The 15382-nt window shown below is 69.6% G+C and carries 18 protein-coding genes; 14 read left to right on the top strand and 4 right to left on the bottom strand.

Annotated features, from left to right (window positions below):
- Positions 1-6 precede the first annotated feature (6 nt).
- Entirely contained in the window at positions 7-693 is a 687-nt protein-coding gene (gene regX / locus G6N45_RS01250; RefSeq protein ID WP_057150460.1) for a two-component sensory transduction protein RegX, read from the top strand.
- 24 nt (positions 694-717) lie between these two features.
- Here the strand turns inward: regX and G6N45_RS01245 are convergent, their stop codons facing one another.
- Together G6N45_RS01245 and G6N45_RS01240 are read right to left on the bottom strand one after the other, a co-directional pair.
- On the bottom strand, positions 718-957 hold the full coding sequence (locus G6N45_RS01245; protein ID WP_163727566.1) for a YciI family protein: 240 nt from the start codon (positions 955-957) through the stop codon (positions 718-720).
- A gap of 56 nt (positions 958-1013) precedes the next feature.
- A complete protein-coding gene (locus tag G6N45_RS01240) occupies positions 1014-1811 on the bottom strand; it encodes a DUF3109 family protein (RefSeq protein WP_179965254.1) in 798 nt (265 codons plus the stop codon).
- Between the two features lie 12 nt (positions 1812-1823).
- Between G6N45_RS01240 and G6N45_RS01235 the strand changes: the two genes are divergently transcribed.
- The 9 genes from G6N45_RS01235 (at position 1824) to G6N45_RS01195 (ending at position 9527) form a co-directional block, all read left to right on the top strand.
- The gene (locus G6N45_RS01235) at positions 1824-2816 is read left to right on the top strand and encodes a Ppx/GppA family phosphatase (protein WP_163720039.1); all 993 of its coding nucleotides are present in this window, start codon (positions 1824-1826) and stop codon (positions 2814-2816) included.
- Between the two features lie 27 nt (positions 2817-2843).
- Positions 2844-4082: an Rv0497 family membrane protein gene (locus G6N45_RS01230; protein ID WP_163720037.1), complete on the top strand. Its 1239-nt coding sequence runs from the start codon at positions 2844-2846 to the stop codon at positions 4080-4082.
- A gap of 4 nt (positions 4083-4086) precedes the next feature.
- A complete protein-coding gene (locus G6N45_RS01225) occupies positions 4087-4932 on the top strand; it encodes a sugar phosphate isomerase/epimerase family protein (RefSeq protein WP_163720034.1) in 846 nt (281 codons plus the stop codon).
- 16 nt (positions 4933-4948) lie between these two features.
- Positions 4949-5770 carry a thioesterase family protein gene (locus tag G6N45_RS01220; RefSeq protein ID WP_163720032.1) on the top strand — a complete coding sequence of 274 codons (822 nt, stop codon included), beginning with the start codon at positions 4949-4951 and terminating at the stop codon, positions 5768-5770.
- A 34-nt stretch (positions 5771-5804) separates the two neighbouring features.
- Positions 5805-6677: a pyrroline-5-carboxylate reductase gene (gene proC / locus G6N45_RS01215; RefSeq protein ID WP_179965253.1), complete on the top strand. Its 873-nt coding sequence runs from the start codon at positions 5805-5807 to the stop codon at positions 6675-6677.
- 139 nt (positions 6678-6816) lie between these two features.
- Positions 6817-7080, top strand: a complete 264-nt coding sequence (locus G6N45_RS01210) for a helix-turn-helix domain-containing protein (protein ID WP_043404963.1) — start codon at positions 6817-6819, stop codon at positions 7078-7080.
- A gap of 110 nt (positions 7081-7190) precedes the next feature.
- Positions 7191-7292, top strand: coding sequence for a 30S ribosomal protein bS22 (locus tag G6N45_RS01205; protein WP_003402602.1), 102 nt, complete (start codon positions 7191-7193; stop codon positions 7290-7292).
- Positions 7293-7319: 27 nt separating this feature from the next.
- Positions 7320-8408 carry an SDR family oxidoreductase gene (locus tag G6N45_RS01200; RefSeq protein WP_163720028.1) on the top strand — a complete coding sequence of 363 codons (1089 nt, stop codon included), beginning with the start codon at positions 7320-7322 and terminating at the stop codon, positions 8406-8408.
- Between the two features lie 54 nt (positions 8409-8462).
- Positions 8463-9527 (top strand): lysophospholipid acyltransferase family protein, encoded by a 1065-nt coding sequence (locus tag G6N45_RS01195; RefSeq protein WP_163720027.1) that lies wholly within the window; start codon positions 8463-8465, stop codon positions 9525-9527.
- Between the two features lie 13 nt (positions 9528-9540).
- Here the strand turns inward: G6N45_RS01195 and G6N45_RS01190 are convergent, their stop codons facing one another.
- The gene (locus G6N45_RS01190) at positions 9541-10080 is read right to left on the bottom strand and encodes an FAS1-like dehydratase domain-containing protein (RefSeq protein ID WP_163720024.1); all 540 of its coding nucleotides are present in this window, start codon (positions 10078-10080) and stop codon (positions 9541-9543) included.
- A 62-nt stretch (positions 10081-10142) separates the two neighbouring features.
- Positions 10143-11045 (bottom strand): HAD family hydrolase, encoded by a 903-nt coding sequence (locus tag G6N45_RS01185; protein WP_163720011.1) that lies wholly within the window; start codon positions 11043-11045, stop codon positions 10143-10145.
- A gap of 39 nt (positions 11046-11084) precedes the next feature.
- Here G6N45_RS01185 and G6N45_RS01180 point away from each other — a divergent pair, with 39 nt between their 5' ends.
- Genes G6N45_RS01180 through G6N45_RS01165 form a run of 4 tightly spaced genes read left to right on the top strand, consistent with a single transcriptional unit; the run spans position 11085 to position 15377 of the window.
- On the top strand, positions 11085-11339 hold the full coding sequence (locus G6N45_RS01180; protein ID WP_163720009.1) for a glutaredoxin family protein: 255 nt from the start codon (positions 11085-11087) through the stop codon (positions 11337-11339).
- Positions 11340-11395: 56 nt separating this feature from the next.
- On the top strand, positions 11396-12766 hold the full coding sequence (locus G6N45_RS01175; RefSeq protein ID WP_163720006.1) for a glutamyl-tRNA reductase: 1371 nt from the start codon (positions 11396-11398) through the stop codon (positions 12764-12766).
- Positions 12763-13698, top strand: a complete 936-nt coding sequence (hemC, locus tag G6N45_RS01170; protein WP_163720004.1) for a hydroxymethylbilane synthase — start codon at positions 12763-12765, stop codon at positions 13696-13698. Before G6N45_RS01175 ends, hemC begins: the two co-directional genes overlap by 4 nt.
- Complete coding sequence (locus G6N45_RS01165; protein ID WP_057150474.1) at positions 13695-15377, top strand: bifunctional uroporphyrinogen-III C-methyltransferase/uroporphyrinogen-III synthase; 1683 nt, start codon at positions 13695-13697, stop codon at positions 15375-15377. Before hemC ends, G6N45_RS01165 begins: the two co-directional genes overlap by 4 nt.
- The last annotated feature ends 5 nt before the right edge of the window (positions 15378-15382 follow it).

Genomic DNA, 15382 nt, shown 5'->3' with positions numbered 1-15382 from the left:
ACAGCGATGACCAGTGTGCTGATCGTGGAGGACGAGGAGTCCTTGGCCGATCCCCTGGCCTTCCTCCTGCGCAAGGAGGGCTTCGAGGCCACCGTGGTGGCCGACGGCCCCTCGGCCCTGGCCGAATTCGAGCGGGCGGGCGCCGACATCGTGCTGCTGGACCTGATGCTGCCCGGGATGAGCGGCACCGATGTCTGCAAGCAGCTGCGGGCCCGCTCGAGCGTGCCGGTGATCATGGTGACCGCGCGCGACAGCGAGATCGACAAGGTGGTCGGCCTCGAACTCGGCGCGGACGACTATGTCACCAAGCCGTATTCGGCACGTGAGCTGATCGCGCGCATCCGGGCGGTGCTGCGCCGCGGGGCCGACGCCGACGACACGGGCATCGCCGACGGTGTGCTCGAGGCGGGCCCGGTCCGCATGGACGTGGAGCGTCACGTCGTCAGCGTGAACGGCAGCCCGATCACGCTGCCGCTCAAGGAGTTCGACCTGCTGGAGTACCTGATGCGCAACAGTGGGCGGGTGCTGACCCGCGGGCAGCTGATCGACCGGGTGTGGGGCGCCGACTACGTCGGGGACACCAAGACGCTCGACGTCCACGTGAAGCGACTGCGCAGCAAGATCGAAGCCGACCCCGCCAACCCGGTGCATCTGGTCACCGTCCGCGGGCTCGGTTACAAGCTGGAGGGCTGACTTCTCACCTGCAGCCGGTGGCGGCTACCCCGTAGTGCCGCCGAGGATCTCGAGCACCTCGAACGTGTTCACCCCGGCGAGCACCGACGGATCGGCCTCACCGATCGCGAGCACCTCGGCGCGGTCGGCGCCGCGCAGCACGCCCAGCCCCCACACCCCCTCGGGGTCGGCGACGGGGCCGTAGACGACCACCCGCCCCGCGTCGAGCAGTGCCCGCCAGTATTCGGTGTGCCCGTCCATCGCGTGGCGCTCGGCGTCGGTCATCGTCTGCGCGAAGTCCGCGCGCGGCGGGATGAGCCGGAACAGGAAGAGCGATGCGCTCACTGGGCGGCCCGCGTGGCAGGGTGCACGGCGATCAGCCCCAAACCGCTGCGCCGCTTGCACATTGCCGCCAATTCCGCGTAGGCCTTCTCTCCCAGCAGTTCGGTGAGCTCTGGGGCGTACGACTGCCACACCGCCTTCTCACCGACGTGGGCGTTGGGATCGCCGGTGCAGTACCAGGTCAGATCGAGCCCGCCCTCACCCCAGCCGCGCCGGTCGTACTCGGTGATCGTCGATTTCAGGATCTCCGAGCCGTCGGGCCGCGTCACCCACTCCTGCGTGCGCCGGATCGGAAGCTGCCAGCAGACCTCGGGCTTGAGGGTCAGCGGTTCCACGCCGATCTGCAGCGCCTTGGTGTGCAGCGCGCACCCGATGCCGGCCGGCCAACCGGGACGGTTCAGAAAGATGCACGCGCCCTTGTGCTTTCGGGTCCGAAGCGTGGGTTCGTCGTCGTATTCGTCCCACTCCAGGTAGCCCTTCGGGCCCAGGCCCTTGCTCCGGAACTGCCAGTCGGCGTCGGTGAGCAGCTTGACCGCGTCGTCGAGTTTGGCGCGGTCGTCGTCGTCGGAGAGAAACGCTCCGTGCGAACAACATCCGTCGTCGGGCCGGCCGTCGACCGTGCCCTTGCACGCCGGCGTGCCGAACACGCACGTCCAGCGTGACAGCAGCCACGTCAGGTCAGCCGCGATCAGGTGCTTGGGGTCTTCGGGGTCGTAGAACTCCACCCATTCGCGGGCGAAATCGAGTTCCACCTCACCCGGGTAAGGACCAGTCACGGTTTTCCACGGTAGACCCATTAGGTTGGACGGGTGCGATTAGGCGTGCTCGACGTGGGCAGCAATACCGTCCACCTGTTGGTGGTGGATGCCCGCCGCGGCGGGCACCCGACGCCGATGAGTTCGACCAAGGCCTCGCTGCGGCTCGCCGAGTCGATCGACAACTCTGGCAAACTCACCCGGCGAGGCGCGGACAAGCTGATCGGCACCATCGACGAGTTCGCCAAGATCGCGGCCAGCTCGGGGTGCTCGGAGTTGATGGCGTTCGCGACGTCGGCGGTGCGCGACGCGAAGAACTCCGAAGACGTGCTGTCGCGGGTGAAGTCCGACACGGGCGTGGATCTGCGGGTGCTCACCGGTGTCGACGAGTCGCGGCTGACGTTCCTGGCAGTACGGCGCTGGTACGGCTGGAGCGCCGGACGGATCATCAACATCGACATCGGCGGGGGCTCGCTGGAGTTGTCCAGCGGGGTGGACGAGGAACCCGACGTCGCGATGTCGCTGCCGCTCGGTGCGGGCCGGCTGACCCGCGAGTGGCTGCCCGACGATCCGCCGGGCCGCCGGCGCGTGGCGATGCTGCGTGACTGGCTGGCCAACGAGCTCTCCGAAGCCGGCGCCGCCATCACCGAAGCGGGCACCCCCGATCTGGCGGTGGCCACCTCAAAGACGTTCCGGTCGCTGGCCCGGCTCACCGGCGCCGCGCCCTCGGGCGCCGGACCGCGGGTCAAGCGCACCCTGACCGCCGCGGGCCTTCGTCAGCTCATAGCCTTCATCTCTAGGATGACCGCGTCCGACCGTGCCGAACTGGAAGGGGTGAGCGCCGACCGTGCACCGCAGATCGTCGCAGGCGCACTGGTCGCCGAGGCGAGCATGAAGGCACTCGGTATCGAAAGTGTGGACATCTGTCCCTGGGCGTTGCGGGAGGGATTGATTCTGCGCAAACTCGACAGCGAAGCCGACGGCACGGCCCTCGTGGGCGGTGAAACGGCCTCCAGGCGGATGTCAGTGCGTAATGCTGGACGGTAAGCAGCGAGGCTCAAAGGCAAGCAGGCGATGACTGGATCAGATGATTACAGCAACACCCGGCCGATCTCGGTCGCCGAGTTGCTGGCCAAGAACGGCACGATCGGTGCACCTCCGGTCGGCGGGAGGCGCCGGCGCCGCCGCGGCAACGCCGACGCCGTCACCGTCGCCGAACTCACCGGTGAGATCCCGATCGTTCGCCCCGACGAGCCGGCCCCGACACGAGATGACGAGCAGGTCGCACAGGTAGCGCAGGACGATCAGGACACGGAGAACGGCGAGGTCGCCCTCGCCGAGCCGGGCACCGAGACCGAAGCGGAGACCGAACCCGACGCCGACGTCGAGGCCACGGCCGACGTCGAGACCACGACCGAGCCCGAGACCGAAGCCGATGAGCTCGCCGACGCCGCCGAGGTCACCGAGGCCGACGACGAACTGGTCGAGTTCGACGAAGCCGACCGGGTCGACGACGAGGCCGACACCGGCGTCGCGGCCGCACCCGAGGCGGACGGCGAGGCCGAGAACGAGGACGACTACGCCGACGCGGTGGCCGAGTACGCCGCCCACGTCGAACACCGCGACGCCGAGTCCGACCCGGTCGAATTCGTCGCACCGCCGCGTCGCTCACCCTTCGGCCGGTTCGGGCGTAAGAACACCGCTCCGGTCGACGCAGAGTTGATGAGTCCCGACCCCATCGACGCCGAGGCCGAGGCCGACGTCGAGGCCGAGGAGCGTGCCGAAGAACTCGACGAAGCGCCCGTTGCCGAACAGGACACCGAGGTCGACGCGGCTGCACTCGACACCGACGTCGACACCGACGTCGACACCGACGTCGACACCGACACCGAAGTGGACGACGAACTGCCGTCCTACCTGCGCTCCACCGCGGACCCGCTGTTCGGCGGGGAGACCGTCGCCGACGATGTCGCGCGCCGTGGCACTCGGCCCGCGCCCGAGGACCTCGACCTGGACGACGAGGAAGTCGAGGCCGACGAGCCGCGTGAGATGTCGCCGCTGGTGCACGGCGCGTGGATCGTCGGGCAGAGTGTCATCGCGGTGGTGTTCGGTGCGGGTCTGTTCGTGGCGTTCGACCAGCTGTGGAAGTGGAACAACATCGTCGCGCTGGTGCTCTCGGTCCTGGTGATCCTGGGCCTGGTGGTCGGTGTGCGGGTGGTGCGCAAGACCGAGGACATCGGTAGCACGCTGATCGCTGTGGCGGTCGGCGCACTGGTCACCCTCGGCCCGCTGGCGCTGCTGCAATCAGGCTGACCGGGTGCGCCCTGCCATCAAGGTCGGTCTGTCGACGGCCTCGGTTTATCCGCTGAAGACCGAGGCCGCGTTCGAGTACGCCGCGAAACTGGGCTACGACGGTGTCGAGCTGATGGTCTGGGCGGAGTCGGTGAGCCAGGACGTGGACGCTGTGGCGGCGTTGTCCAAGCGCTACGACGTGCCGGTGCTGTCGGTGCACGCACCCTGCCTGCTCATCTCGCAGCGGGTGTGGGGCGCCAACCCGATTCCCAAGCTGGAGCGCAGCGTCCGCGCCGCCGAGCAGCTCGGCGCGCAGACCGTCGTCGTCCATCCGCCGTTTCGCTGGCAGCGTCGTTACGCCGAGGGTTTCTCCGATCAGGTGGCCGAACTCGAGGCGGGCAGCCACGTGTTGGTCGCGGTGGAGAACATGTTCCCGTTCCGGGCGGACCGCTTCTTCGGGGCGGGACAGACGTCGATCGAGCGGATGCGCAAGCGAGGTGGCAGTCCCGGACCGGGCATTTCCGCTTTCGCTCCGTCCTACGACCCGCTCGACGGTGGCCATGCGCACTACACGCTGGATCTGTCGCACACCGCGACCGCGGGCACCGACGCCGTCGACATGGCCCGCCGCATGGGGGCGGGCCTGGTGCACCTGCACCTGTGCGACGGCAGCGGCGCCTCGGCCGACGAGCATCTGGTGCCCGGCCGCGGGACGCAGCCGACCGTCGAGATCTGCGAGGCGCTGGCCGCCGACGAATTCGCGGGCCATGTCATCCTCGAGGTGACGACCTCCGGTGCGCGCTCGGCCGCCGAGCGGGAGGCATTGCTGACCGAGTCGCTGCAGTTCGCCCGCGCGCATCTGCTGCGCTGAGAGCCGAGGACGGTACATGACGAGTTCGACCCTGTTCACCGACGCCATGGCGCTGACGCCGGCCGGCGACGGTGTCTATCACGGCCTGCTCAACGAGCACTGGACGATCGGTCCCAAAGTGCACGGCGGCGCGATGCTCGCGTTGTGCGCGAACGCGGCGCGCACGCAGTTCGCCGACGCCGGCGTCGAGCCGATCGCGGTGTCGGGCAGTTTCCTGTGGGCGCCCGACCCCGGCCCGATGGAGATCGTCACCGCCGTGCGCAAGCGCGGCCGCCGGGTCAGCCTGATCGATGTCGAACTCAACCAGGGGACCCGTACGGCACTGCGTGCGGCGATCACCATGGGCACGCCGGAACACCATGTGCCGCCGCTGTTGTCGGTCAACCCGGTGCTGCCGCTGATGACGCCCGACCCGCCGCCCGGGTTGGAGCCGATCGGCCCGGGCCATCCGATGGCCGACATCGTCCACCTCGCGCGCGGCTGCGACATCCGTCCGTCGCTGACGTCGTTCAGCCCGCGTGGCGACGGCGGACCGCCGCTGATCGAGTACTGGGTGCGCCCGAAGGGGGTCGCGCCCGACGTGCTGTTCGCGCTGCTGTGCGGCGACGTGTCGGCGCCGGTCACGTTCGGCGTCAACAGGTTCGGATGGGCCCCCACGGTGCAGCTGACCGCCTATCTGCGGGCCGTGCCTGCGGACGGCTGGCTGCGGGTGATGTGCACGACAACCCAGATCGGCCAGGACTGGTTCGACGAGGACCATGTGGTGGTCGACTGCGAGGGCCGCATCATCGTGCAGACCCGCCAGCTGGCGCTGGTACCGGCAGCGGAGAGCCGATAAGCCGGCCCGAACCGGCCGTGACATGCTGTGCGGCATGGCCAGAATCGCGATCATCGGCGGCGGGAGTATCGGCGAAGCGTTGCTGGCGGGGTTGCTGCGGGCCGGGCGGCAGGTCAAGGACCTCGTCGTCGCGGAGAAGGATCCCGCCCGGTCGACTTACCTCGCTCAGAAGTACTCGGTGCGCGTCACCTCGGTGCCCGAGGCGGTCGACGCCGCCACCTACGTCATCGTCGCGGTGAAGCCGTCGGACGTGGGCAACGTCATCGGTGACATCGTCGACACCGCCGCTCGCGCGGAGAGCGACGCCGCCGAGCAGATCTTCGTGACGGTCGCGGCCGGCGTGAGCGCCGCCTACTACGAGAACAAGCTTCCCGCCGGATCGCCCGTCGTGCGGGTCATGCCGAACGCGCCGATGCTCGTCGGCGGCGGCGTCAGTGCCGTCGCGCCGGGCCGGTTCGCGACCGCCGAGCACCTCAAGGGCGTTTCGTCGATCTTCGACGCCGTCGGCGGGGTGCTGACGGTGTCCGAGTCGCAGATCGACGCCGTGACGGCGGTCTCGGGCTCAGGGCCGGCCTACTTCTTCCTGATGGTCGAGGCGCTCGTCGACGCCGCCGTGGACGCGGGGCTGACGCGCCCCATGGCCACCGATCTGGTGGTGCAGACCATGGCCGGCTCGGCGGCGATGTTGCTGGACCGGTTGGACGACGGTGCCGGCGGCGAGGACGCACCGATGGCCGGGACGGTGGACACCTCACCCGCTCAGCTGCGGGCCACCGTTACCTCCCCGGGCGGCACCACGGCCGCTGGGCTGCGGGAACTGGAACGCGGTGGTTTGCGGGCCGCGGTGGCCAACGCCGTCGAGGCCGCGAAAAGGCGCTCTGAGCAGCTAGGAATTACACCAGAGTAGTTCGATTATTTCGGACCGATTAGCCCACACCCGTCGCAGTAACCCCACCTGCCACGCTATTCTCCCAGTGGTAAGCACGGGTCGGTGCCAGCGGTGGGGAAGCCGCTGGAACTGCCCGCGCCTGATGGATTGGGTTGCGATGACGTCTATGAACGGGCCGTCGGCGCGGGATTCGGCCAGTGGGAAGGCGGCGCGGGACGCCGGCCAGTCCGAAGGCCAGCCGCCTCGAGCTCAATTTCTCACCGTTGCCGAGGTAGCCAGCCTCATGCGGGTCAGCAAGATGACCGTGTACCGGCTGGTGCACAACGGCGAGTTGCCCGCGGTCCGGGTGGGCCGGTCGTTCCGCGTCCACGCCAAGGCGGTGCACGACATGCTGGAGAGCTCGTACTTCGATGCGGGCTGAGCGCGCCTGACGCTGGATTTCGTCGTGAATCCGCCCTTCGGTAAGGTGGCCGGTCGAGGCTGACGAGATTCCTTCACGCTCGTCACGACAACACTTAGGTAGCGGAGTTCATGGGTTCTGTCATCAAGAAGCGTCGCAAGCGCATGTCGAAGAAGAAGCACCGCAAGCTGCTTCGCCGCACGCGAGTGCAGCGCAGAAAACTCGGCAAGTAGTCGCGACGCGCCCGTAGGCTGTCGGAGATGGATGCTGGGGGGACCTCGGGCGGATCCGACGCGCGCGACGGGCTGAACTACCCCAAGGTCGTGCTCGTGACCGGAGCCTGCCGATTTCTCGGCGGGTACCTCACTGCTCGACTGGCGCAGAACCCGCTGATCAACCACGTGATCGCCGTCGACGCGATCGCGCCGAGCAAGGACCTGCTGCGCCGGATGGGGCGTGCTGAGTTCGTCCGGGCCGACATCCGCAACCCGTTCATCGCCAAGGTGATCCGCAACGGCGACGTCGACACCGTGGTGCACGCCGCGGCCGCGTCGTATGCGCCGCGCTCCGGTGGTCGCGCGACGCTCAAGGAACTGAACGTGATGGGCGCGATCCAGCTGTTCGCCGCCTGCCAGAAGGCACCCTCGGTGCGCCGGGTCATCCTCAAGTCGACGTCGGAGGTCTACGGCTCGACGTCGCGGGATCCGGTGCTGTTCACCGAGAGCCGCGACCGGCGCAGGCCGCCGGGCGAGGGATTCGCCCGCGACAGCATCGACATCGAGGGCTACGCGCGCGGGCTGGGCCGGCGCAGGCCCGACATCGCGGTCACCATCCTGCGGCTGGCCAACATGATCGGGCCCGCGATGGACACCGCCCTGTCGCGGTATCTGGCCGGGCCGGTGGTGCCGACGGTCATCGGCCACGACGCGCGCATGCAGCTCCTGCACGAGCAGGACGCGCTCGGGGCGCTGGAGCGGGCCACGATGGCCGGCAAGGCGGGCACCTTCAACATCGGGGCGTCCGGGATCATCATGATGAGCCAGGCGATCCGCCGGTCGGGGCGCCTGCCGCTGCCCCTGCCGCGATCGGCCCTGGTGGCGGTGGATTCGCTGTGGCGGGCCACCCGTAACAGCGAACTGGATCGAGAGCAGCTCGACTACCTCAGCTACGGCCGCGTCATGGACACCACGCGGATGCGCACCGAACTCGGGTACACGCCGAAGTGGACGACGGCGGAGGCCTTCGACGACTATGTGCGGGGGCGGGGATTGACGCCGATCATGGATCCTCGCTGGGTTTCTGCTGTGGAGCACCGCGCTGTAGCGGCGGCTCAGCGGTTCGGACGCTAGACTCAGGGCTGCGCGTGGGGGCGGGGACACCGGGGAAAGAGGGAAACGGAAACTGTGGCGGGCGAGTCGAAAGCGAAAGTCATTCCGCTGCACTCGAATTCGGGGCGTAGTGCGGCATCGCGGCGGGCGGCTGCCCAGCGGGTGGACCGATCGCGCCGACATCCCTCGCTGATCGGCGACGGCGACAACCGCGCCACCGCCGAGGAACTCGCGGCCGTCGTCCGCGACATCGATGCGCACCGCGCCGGTGGCGCGACCACCGCCGAGGAGGCGCCCACCGAACTCGCCACCCGCATCGCCGCCGTCGCCGACTTCATCCGCAAACGGATGACCGGCGACTACACCGTCGACGAGTTCGGCTTCGACCCGCACCTCAACAACGCAATCTTTCTGCCTTTGCTGCGCGTGTTCTTCAACTCGTGGTTCCGGGTCGAGGTCAGCGGCATCGAGAACCTCCCCGAGACAGGCGCGGCGCTCGTGGTGGCCAACCACGCCGGCGTGCTGCCCTTCGACGGACTGATGACCTCGGTCGCGGTTCGCGATCATCACCCGGCGCACCGCGACCTGCGCCTGCTGGCCGCCGACATGGTGTTCGACATGCCGGGCGTCGGGCAGGCCGCCCGCAAGGCCGGCCACACCATGGCCTGCACCGACGACGCCCATCGACTGCTCGCCGCGGGGGAGCTCACCGCGGTTTTCCCGGAGGGCTACAAAGGCCTCGGCAAGCGCTTCAAGGACCGCTACAAGCTGCAGCGATTCGGCCGCGGCGGGTTCGTGTCGGCGGCGCTGCGCACCAAGGCGCCGATCGTGCCGTGCTCGATCGTCGGCTCGGAGGAGATCTATCCGATGGTCGCCGACGTCAAGTTGCTCGCGCGGCTTCTCGGCCTGCCGTATTTCCCGGTCACACCGTTGTTCCCGCTGGCAGGCCCGCTCGGCGTCGTCCCGCTGCCGTCGAAGTGGTACATCCAGTTCGGGGAGCCGATCGACACCGCCGGCTACGACGAGTCGGCCGCCGAGGACCCGATGGTCACCTTCGAGCTGACCGACCAGGTGCGCGAGACCATCCAGCAGACGCTGTACCAGATGCTCGCGAACCGCCGGAACACGTTCTTCGGCTGAGCCGCCGCGCCGGTCAGTCCGCCTGGGCTGTTTGCTTGGCAACCATCTTGCGCAGCGCCTCGTCGCGCGCAGCGGCGATCCGGTCGCTCACCTCGTCGGCCTCGGTGTCGGACTGCGCCTCACCCATGACCGTGACGACACTCGTCAGCACGGGTTCGCCCCGCTCATCGGTGACCTCGCCGCGGACCTCGGTCAGCACCGCGCCGTGCGATTCGGTCACCGAGTCCAGGTAGGAGTCGAAGAACAGCTTGTCCCCGGCCACGATGGGCCGGTGGAACGTGATCTTCTGGTCGCGGTGCAGCACGCGCTCCATGTTGATCGGCACGTCGAACTGGTTGAAGATCTCCAGCTGCACGCGCCTGCCGGCCACCGCGAGGAACGTCAGGGACGCGATCAGCGCATCGTGGCCGTACTCCCGGGCGGCCTCCTCGCTGTGGTGCGCGGGATGGTCGTCTTTGACCGCGCGGGCGAACTCGCGGATCTTCTCGCGGTCGACCTCGAAGTAGTCCGGATACCGATAGTGGGTTCCGATGATGTTCGCAGCGATGCCCATGCGGCGATACTCTCCGTTGCTCGGCGGTGGCGGCGCGAGCCTATCAGCGCCGGCCCGGGCTACTACTTCTCCCGACGCGACACCGCCGCGGCCAGCGCGCCGCCGACCGCACCCAGCGCCAGCGCCGACGGCACCCCGATCCGCGCCGCCTTGCGCGCGGTGCGGAAGTCGCGGATCTCCCAACCCCGCTCGCGGGCCAGGTCGCGCAGGTCCGCGTCGGGGTTGATGGCCACCGCGGTGCCGACCAGCGAGAGCATCGGCACGTCGTTGAAGCTGTCGGAGTAGGCCGTGCAGCGGCGCAGGTTCAACCCCTCCCGGATGGCCAGGGACCGCACGGCGTGCGCCTTGCCGGTGCCGTGCAGGATGTCGCCGACGAGCCTGCCGGTGAACACCCCGTCCACCGACTCGGCGACGGTGCCCAGCGCGCCGGTCAGCCCCAGCTTGCGCGCGATGGTGTCGGCCAGCTCATACGGCGTCGCGGTCACCAGCCAGACCTGCTGGCCGGCGTCGAGATGCATCTGGGCCAGCGTCCGGGTGCCCGGCCAGATCTTGTCGGCGATGATCTCGTCGTAGATCTCCTCGCCCAACGCGACCAGCTCGGCGGTCGAGCGGCCCTCGATGAACGCCAGCGCCTTGCGCCGCCCCGCCGCGACGTCCTCGCTGTTCTCGCGGCCCGTCAACTGGAACTTCGCCTGGGCCAGCGCGAAGCGAGCGAGGTCTTTGTAGGTGAAGTACTCGCGGGCGGCCAGGCCGCGCGCGAAGTGCACCAGCGACGAGCCGTGCACCAGGGTGTTGTCCACGTCGAAGAACGCCGCCGCGGTCAGGTCGGGCGGGGGCGGGGGAGGCCCCGGCAGCTCGTCGGCGGGCTCGACGAGGCCCTCGGCGGCGACCGCGGCGCTGACCTCGCCCGCGACTTGCTGCGCCCGGCCGTCGATCCCGACGCCCAAGCCCCCGATATCGGACACGGCTACAACATTAAGTCACCTGGTGGCGATACTGGCGGGGTGGATCGCGCTGTGCAGCTGCTCACCCGCCAGGGATGTCCGATGTGCCAGGCCGCCGCGACGCGGCTGGCGGAGCTGGGCGACGAGCTCGGATTCCGGCTGACCGTGACCGACGTCGACGAGGAGGCCGCGGCCGGTGACGCCGCGCTGCGCGCCGAATACGGCGACCGGCTGCCCGTCGTGCTCCTCGACGGCGCCGAGCACAGCTACTGGGAGGTCGACGAGGCCAGGCTGCGGGCCGATCTGGCCGGCTGAGCAAATTTGGAAGGCCAGCTGGTGAACGACTACCTTGGTGGGGTGGTGAGGAAGCCGTGAGCGTACTGCTTTTCGGGGTTTCGCACCGGAGCGCGCCGGTGTCCGTGCTCGAACAGCTGAGCACCGACGAGGCCGATCAGGCCAAGATCATCGAGCAGGTTCTGCAGTCCTCCCTGGTGACCGAAGCCATGGTGTTGTCGACCTGCAATCGCGTCGAGGTGTACGCGGTCGTCGAGGCTTTCCACGGCGGTCTTTCGGTCATCGGCCAGGTGCTCGGTGACCACTCGGGCATGTCGCTGCAGGATCTGACCAGATACGCCTACGTCCGCTACGCCGAAGCCGCCGTCGAGCACCTGTTCTCGGTCGCCAGCGGGCTGGATTCGGCCGTGGTCGGCGAGGCGCAGGTCCTCGGCCAGGTGCGGCGGGCCTATGCGACCGCCGAGGCCAACCACACGGTCGGGCGCACCCTGCACGAACTGTCCCAGCGGGCGCTGTCGGTCGGTAAGCGGGTGCACTCCGAGACCGGCATCGACGCCGCCGGCGCGTCCGTCGTCTCCGTCGCGCTGGACATGGCCGAGGCCCGGATCGGCTCGCTGGCCGGCCGGTCCGCGGTGGTCGTGGGCGCCGGGTCGATGGGTGCCCTGGCCGCCCGGCAGCTGATGCGCGCCGGGATCGAACGCATCCATGTGGTCAACCGCTCGCTGCCGCGGGCCAAGCGGCTCGCCGAGAACATCCGCGGCCACGGGGTCACGGCCGAGGCCTACCCGTTCGACCACCTGCCGCCACTGCTCACCGACGCCGACGTCGTCGTCAGCTGCACCGGCGCGGTGCGTCCGGTGGTGTCCCTGGCCGACGTGCACCGGGGCCTTGCCCAGCGGCTCGGCAACAGCAAGCCGCTGGTCATGTGCGATCTCGGCATGCCGCGCGACATCGACCCGGCGGTGGCCGGGCTGCCCGGCGTGTACGTGATCGACATGGAACGGATCCTGCGGGAACCGACCGCACGCGCCGCCACCTCCGACGCCGAGGCGGCCCGCACGATCGTTGCCGCCGAGGTGGCCGACTACCTGACCGGACAGCGGATGGCGGAGGTCACCCCGACCGTCACCGCGCTGCGTCAGCGCGCCGCCGACGTCGTCGAGGCCGAACTGCTGCGGTTGGACAACCGGTTGCCCGAACTGGACTCCGCGCATCGGGACGAGGTCGCCAAGACCGTGCGCCGCGTCGTCGACAAACTCCTGCACGCGCCGACCGTGCGCGTCAAGCAGCTGGCGAGCGCGCCCGGCGGGGACAGCTACGCCGAGGCGCTGCGTGAGCTCTTCGAACTCGACCAGCACGCCGTCGACGCCGTCGCCGGAAGCGAGCTGGGTGCCGTCGCGGTGGGTGAGATCCCCATGCTGACAACAGATCTCGATAGCACCGAGTGATCCGCATCGGCACGCGGGGCAGTCTGTTGGCCACCACCCAGGCCGGTGCCGTCCGCGACGCGCTCATCGCGGCCGGGCACGACGCCGAACTCGTCATCGTCTCCACCGACGGCGATCGGTCGCAGGCGCCCATCGCCGACATCGGCGTCGGGGTGTTCACCGCCGCGCTGCGCGAAGCCATCGCAGACGGCACCGTCGACATGGCGGTGCACTCCTACAAAGATTTGCCGACCGCACCCGATCCACGGTTCGTGATCGCCGCGATCCCGGTGCGCGAGGACGCCCGCGACGCGCTGGTGGCCCGCGACGGGATGGTGCTCGGAGAGTTGCCCACCGGTTCGGTGATCGGCACCTCGTCCCCGCGACGGACCGCGCAGCTTAGAGCACTGGGTCTCGGTTTGGAAATCCGCCCCCTACGAGGCAACCTAGATACCAGGTTGAACAGGGTAAGCAGCGGTGATCTCGACGCCGTCGTCGTCGCCCGGGCGGGATTGGCCCGCATCGGTCGCCTCGACGCTGTCACCGAGACGCTGGAACCGGTACAGATGTTGCCGGCGCCGGCTCAAGGTGCGTTGGCAGTCGAGTGCCGTGCCGGTGACTCCGGCCTGGCCGAAGTGTTGGCGGAACTCGACGACGCCGACACGCGGGCCGCGGTCATCGCAGAGCGTGCCTTGCTCGCCGAACTGGAGGCGGGGTGTTCCGCACCGGTAGGCGCGATCGCAGAGGTGGTCGAGTCGATCGATGAGGACGGCCGCGTCTTCGAAGAGCTGTCGCTGCGCGGCTGCGTGGCGACGCTGGATGGATCCGACGTGATCCGCGCGTCCGGTATCGGGACACCCGAGCGGGCACGGGAGCTGGGGCTCTCGGTGGCCGCGGAGCTGTTCGAGCTGGGAGCACGGGACTTGTTGGACGAACGCGGGAGAGGTACATGACTCGCCAGATGACCTTGCGAGGACGCAAGGGCAAGCCCGGCCGCATCACGTTCGTCGGCTCCGGGCCCGGGGATCCGGGCCTGCTGACGACGCGCGCCCGAGCTGTATTGGCCAACGCCGCCCTCGTCTTCACCGACCCTGACGTGCCGGAAGCGGTGCTCGCCCTGGCGGGTTCCGAGCTGCCGCCGCCGTCGGGACCGGTTCCGGCGGCCGGCGCCGCGGAGGCTGCGGCCACCGACGCCGCGCCCGCGGAGGCGGCCGAACCCGTCATCCCCGGCGGCCCGGACATCCGGCCCGCGCTCGGTGACCCGGCCGAGGTCGCCAAGACGCTGGCCACCGAGGCCCGCACCGGAGTCGACGTGGTTCGCCTGGTGGCCGGTGACCCGCTGTCGATCGACGCGGTGATCACCGAGATCAACGCGCTGGCACGGACCCAGCTGGCCTTCGAGATCGTTCCCGGTCTGCCCGACACGTCGGCCGTGCCGACCTATGCGGGACTGCCGCTGGGGTCGTCGCACACCGTCGCCGACGTCCGCGACCCGAACGTGGACTGGGCCGCGCTGGCCGCCGCGCCCGGACCGCTGATCCTGCACGCGACCGCGTCGCATCTGCCCGAGGCCGCGCGCACGCTGATCGAGTACGGGCTCGCCGAGAACACCCCCGCCGTCGTCACCGCCAACGGCACCACGTGCCAGCAGCGTTCGGTGGAGACCACGCTGGCGGGTCTGCTGGACAAGGCGGTGCTGGACAAGCCCGCCGGTGTCGAGCCGTCCGGCCCGCTGACCGGCACGCTGGTCGTGACCATCGGCCGGACCGTGGCCAATCGGGCCAAGCTGAACTGGTGGGAGAGCCGCGCACTGTACGGCTGGACCGTGCTGGTGCCGCGCACCAAGGACCAGGCGGGCGAGATGAGCGAGCGGCTCGTCGGCCACGGCGCGCTGCCCATCGAGGTGCCGACCATCGCGGTCGAGCCGCCCCGCAGCCCGGCCCAGATGGAAAGGGCTGTCAAGGGTCTGGTCGACGGCCGGTTCCAGTGGGTGGTGTTCACCTCCACCAACGCGGTGCGTGCGGTGTGGGAGAAGTTCAACGAGTTCGGGCTCGACGCCCGCGCGTTCTCCGGCGTCAAGATCGCCTGCGTGGGGCAGGCCACCGCCGACCGGGTGCGCGCCTTCGGGATCAACCCGGAGCTGGTGCCCACCGGTGAGCAGTCCTCTCTCGGCCTGCTCGACGAATTCCCGCCCTACGACGACGTTTTCGACCCGGTCAACCGGGTGCTGCTGCCGCGCGCCGACATCGCCACCGAGACGCTCGCCGAAGGGCTGCGCGAGCGTGGGTGGGAGATCGAGGATGTCACCGCCTACCGGACCGTGCGCGCGGCGCCGCCGCCGGCGCAGACCCGCGAGATGATCAAGACGGGCGGCTTCGACGCGGTGTGCTTCACGTCGAGCTCCACGGTGCGCAACCTCGTCGGCATCGCAGGCAAGCCGCACGCGCGCACGATCGTCGCGTGCATCGGACCGAAAACCGCTGAGACCGCAGCTGAATTCGGGTTGCGCGTCGATGTCCAGCCCGAGGTGGCCGCGGTGGGGCCGCTCGTCGAGGCGCTCGCCGAGCACGCCGCCCGGCTGCGTGCCGAGGGTGCGTTGCCCCCGCCGCGGAAGAAGAGCCGCCGCCGCTGATCGAC

Origin of the sequence: Mycolicibacterium psychrotolerans, from assembly GCF_010729305.1 — a bacterium.
Lineage (GTDB): Bacteria > Actinomycetota > Actinomycetes > Mycobacteriales > Mycobacteriaceae > Mycobacterium > Mycobacterium psychrotolerans.
Note: the sequence above shows the minus strand (reverse complement) of the source record. Positions and strands in the feature narration are given on the sequence as shown.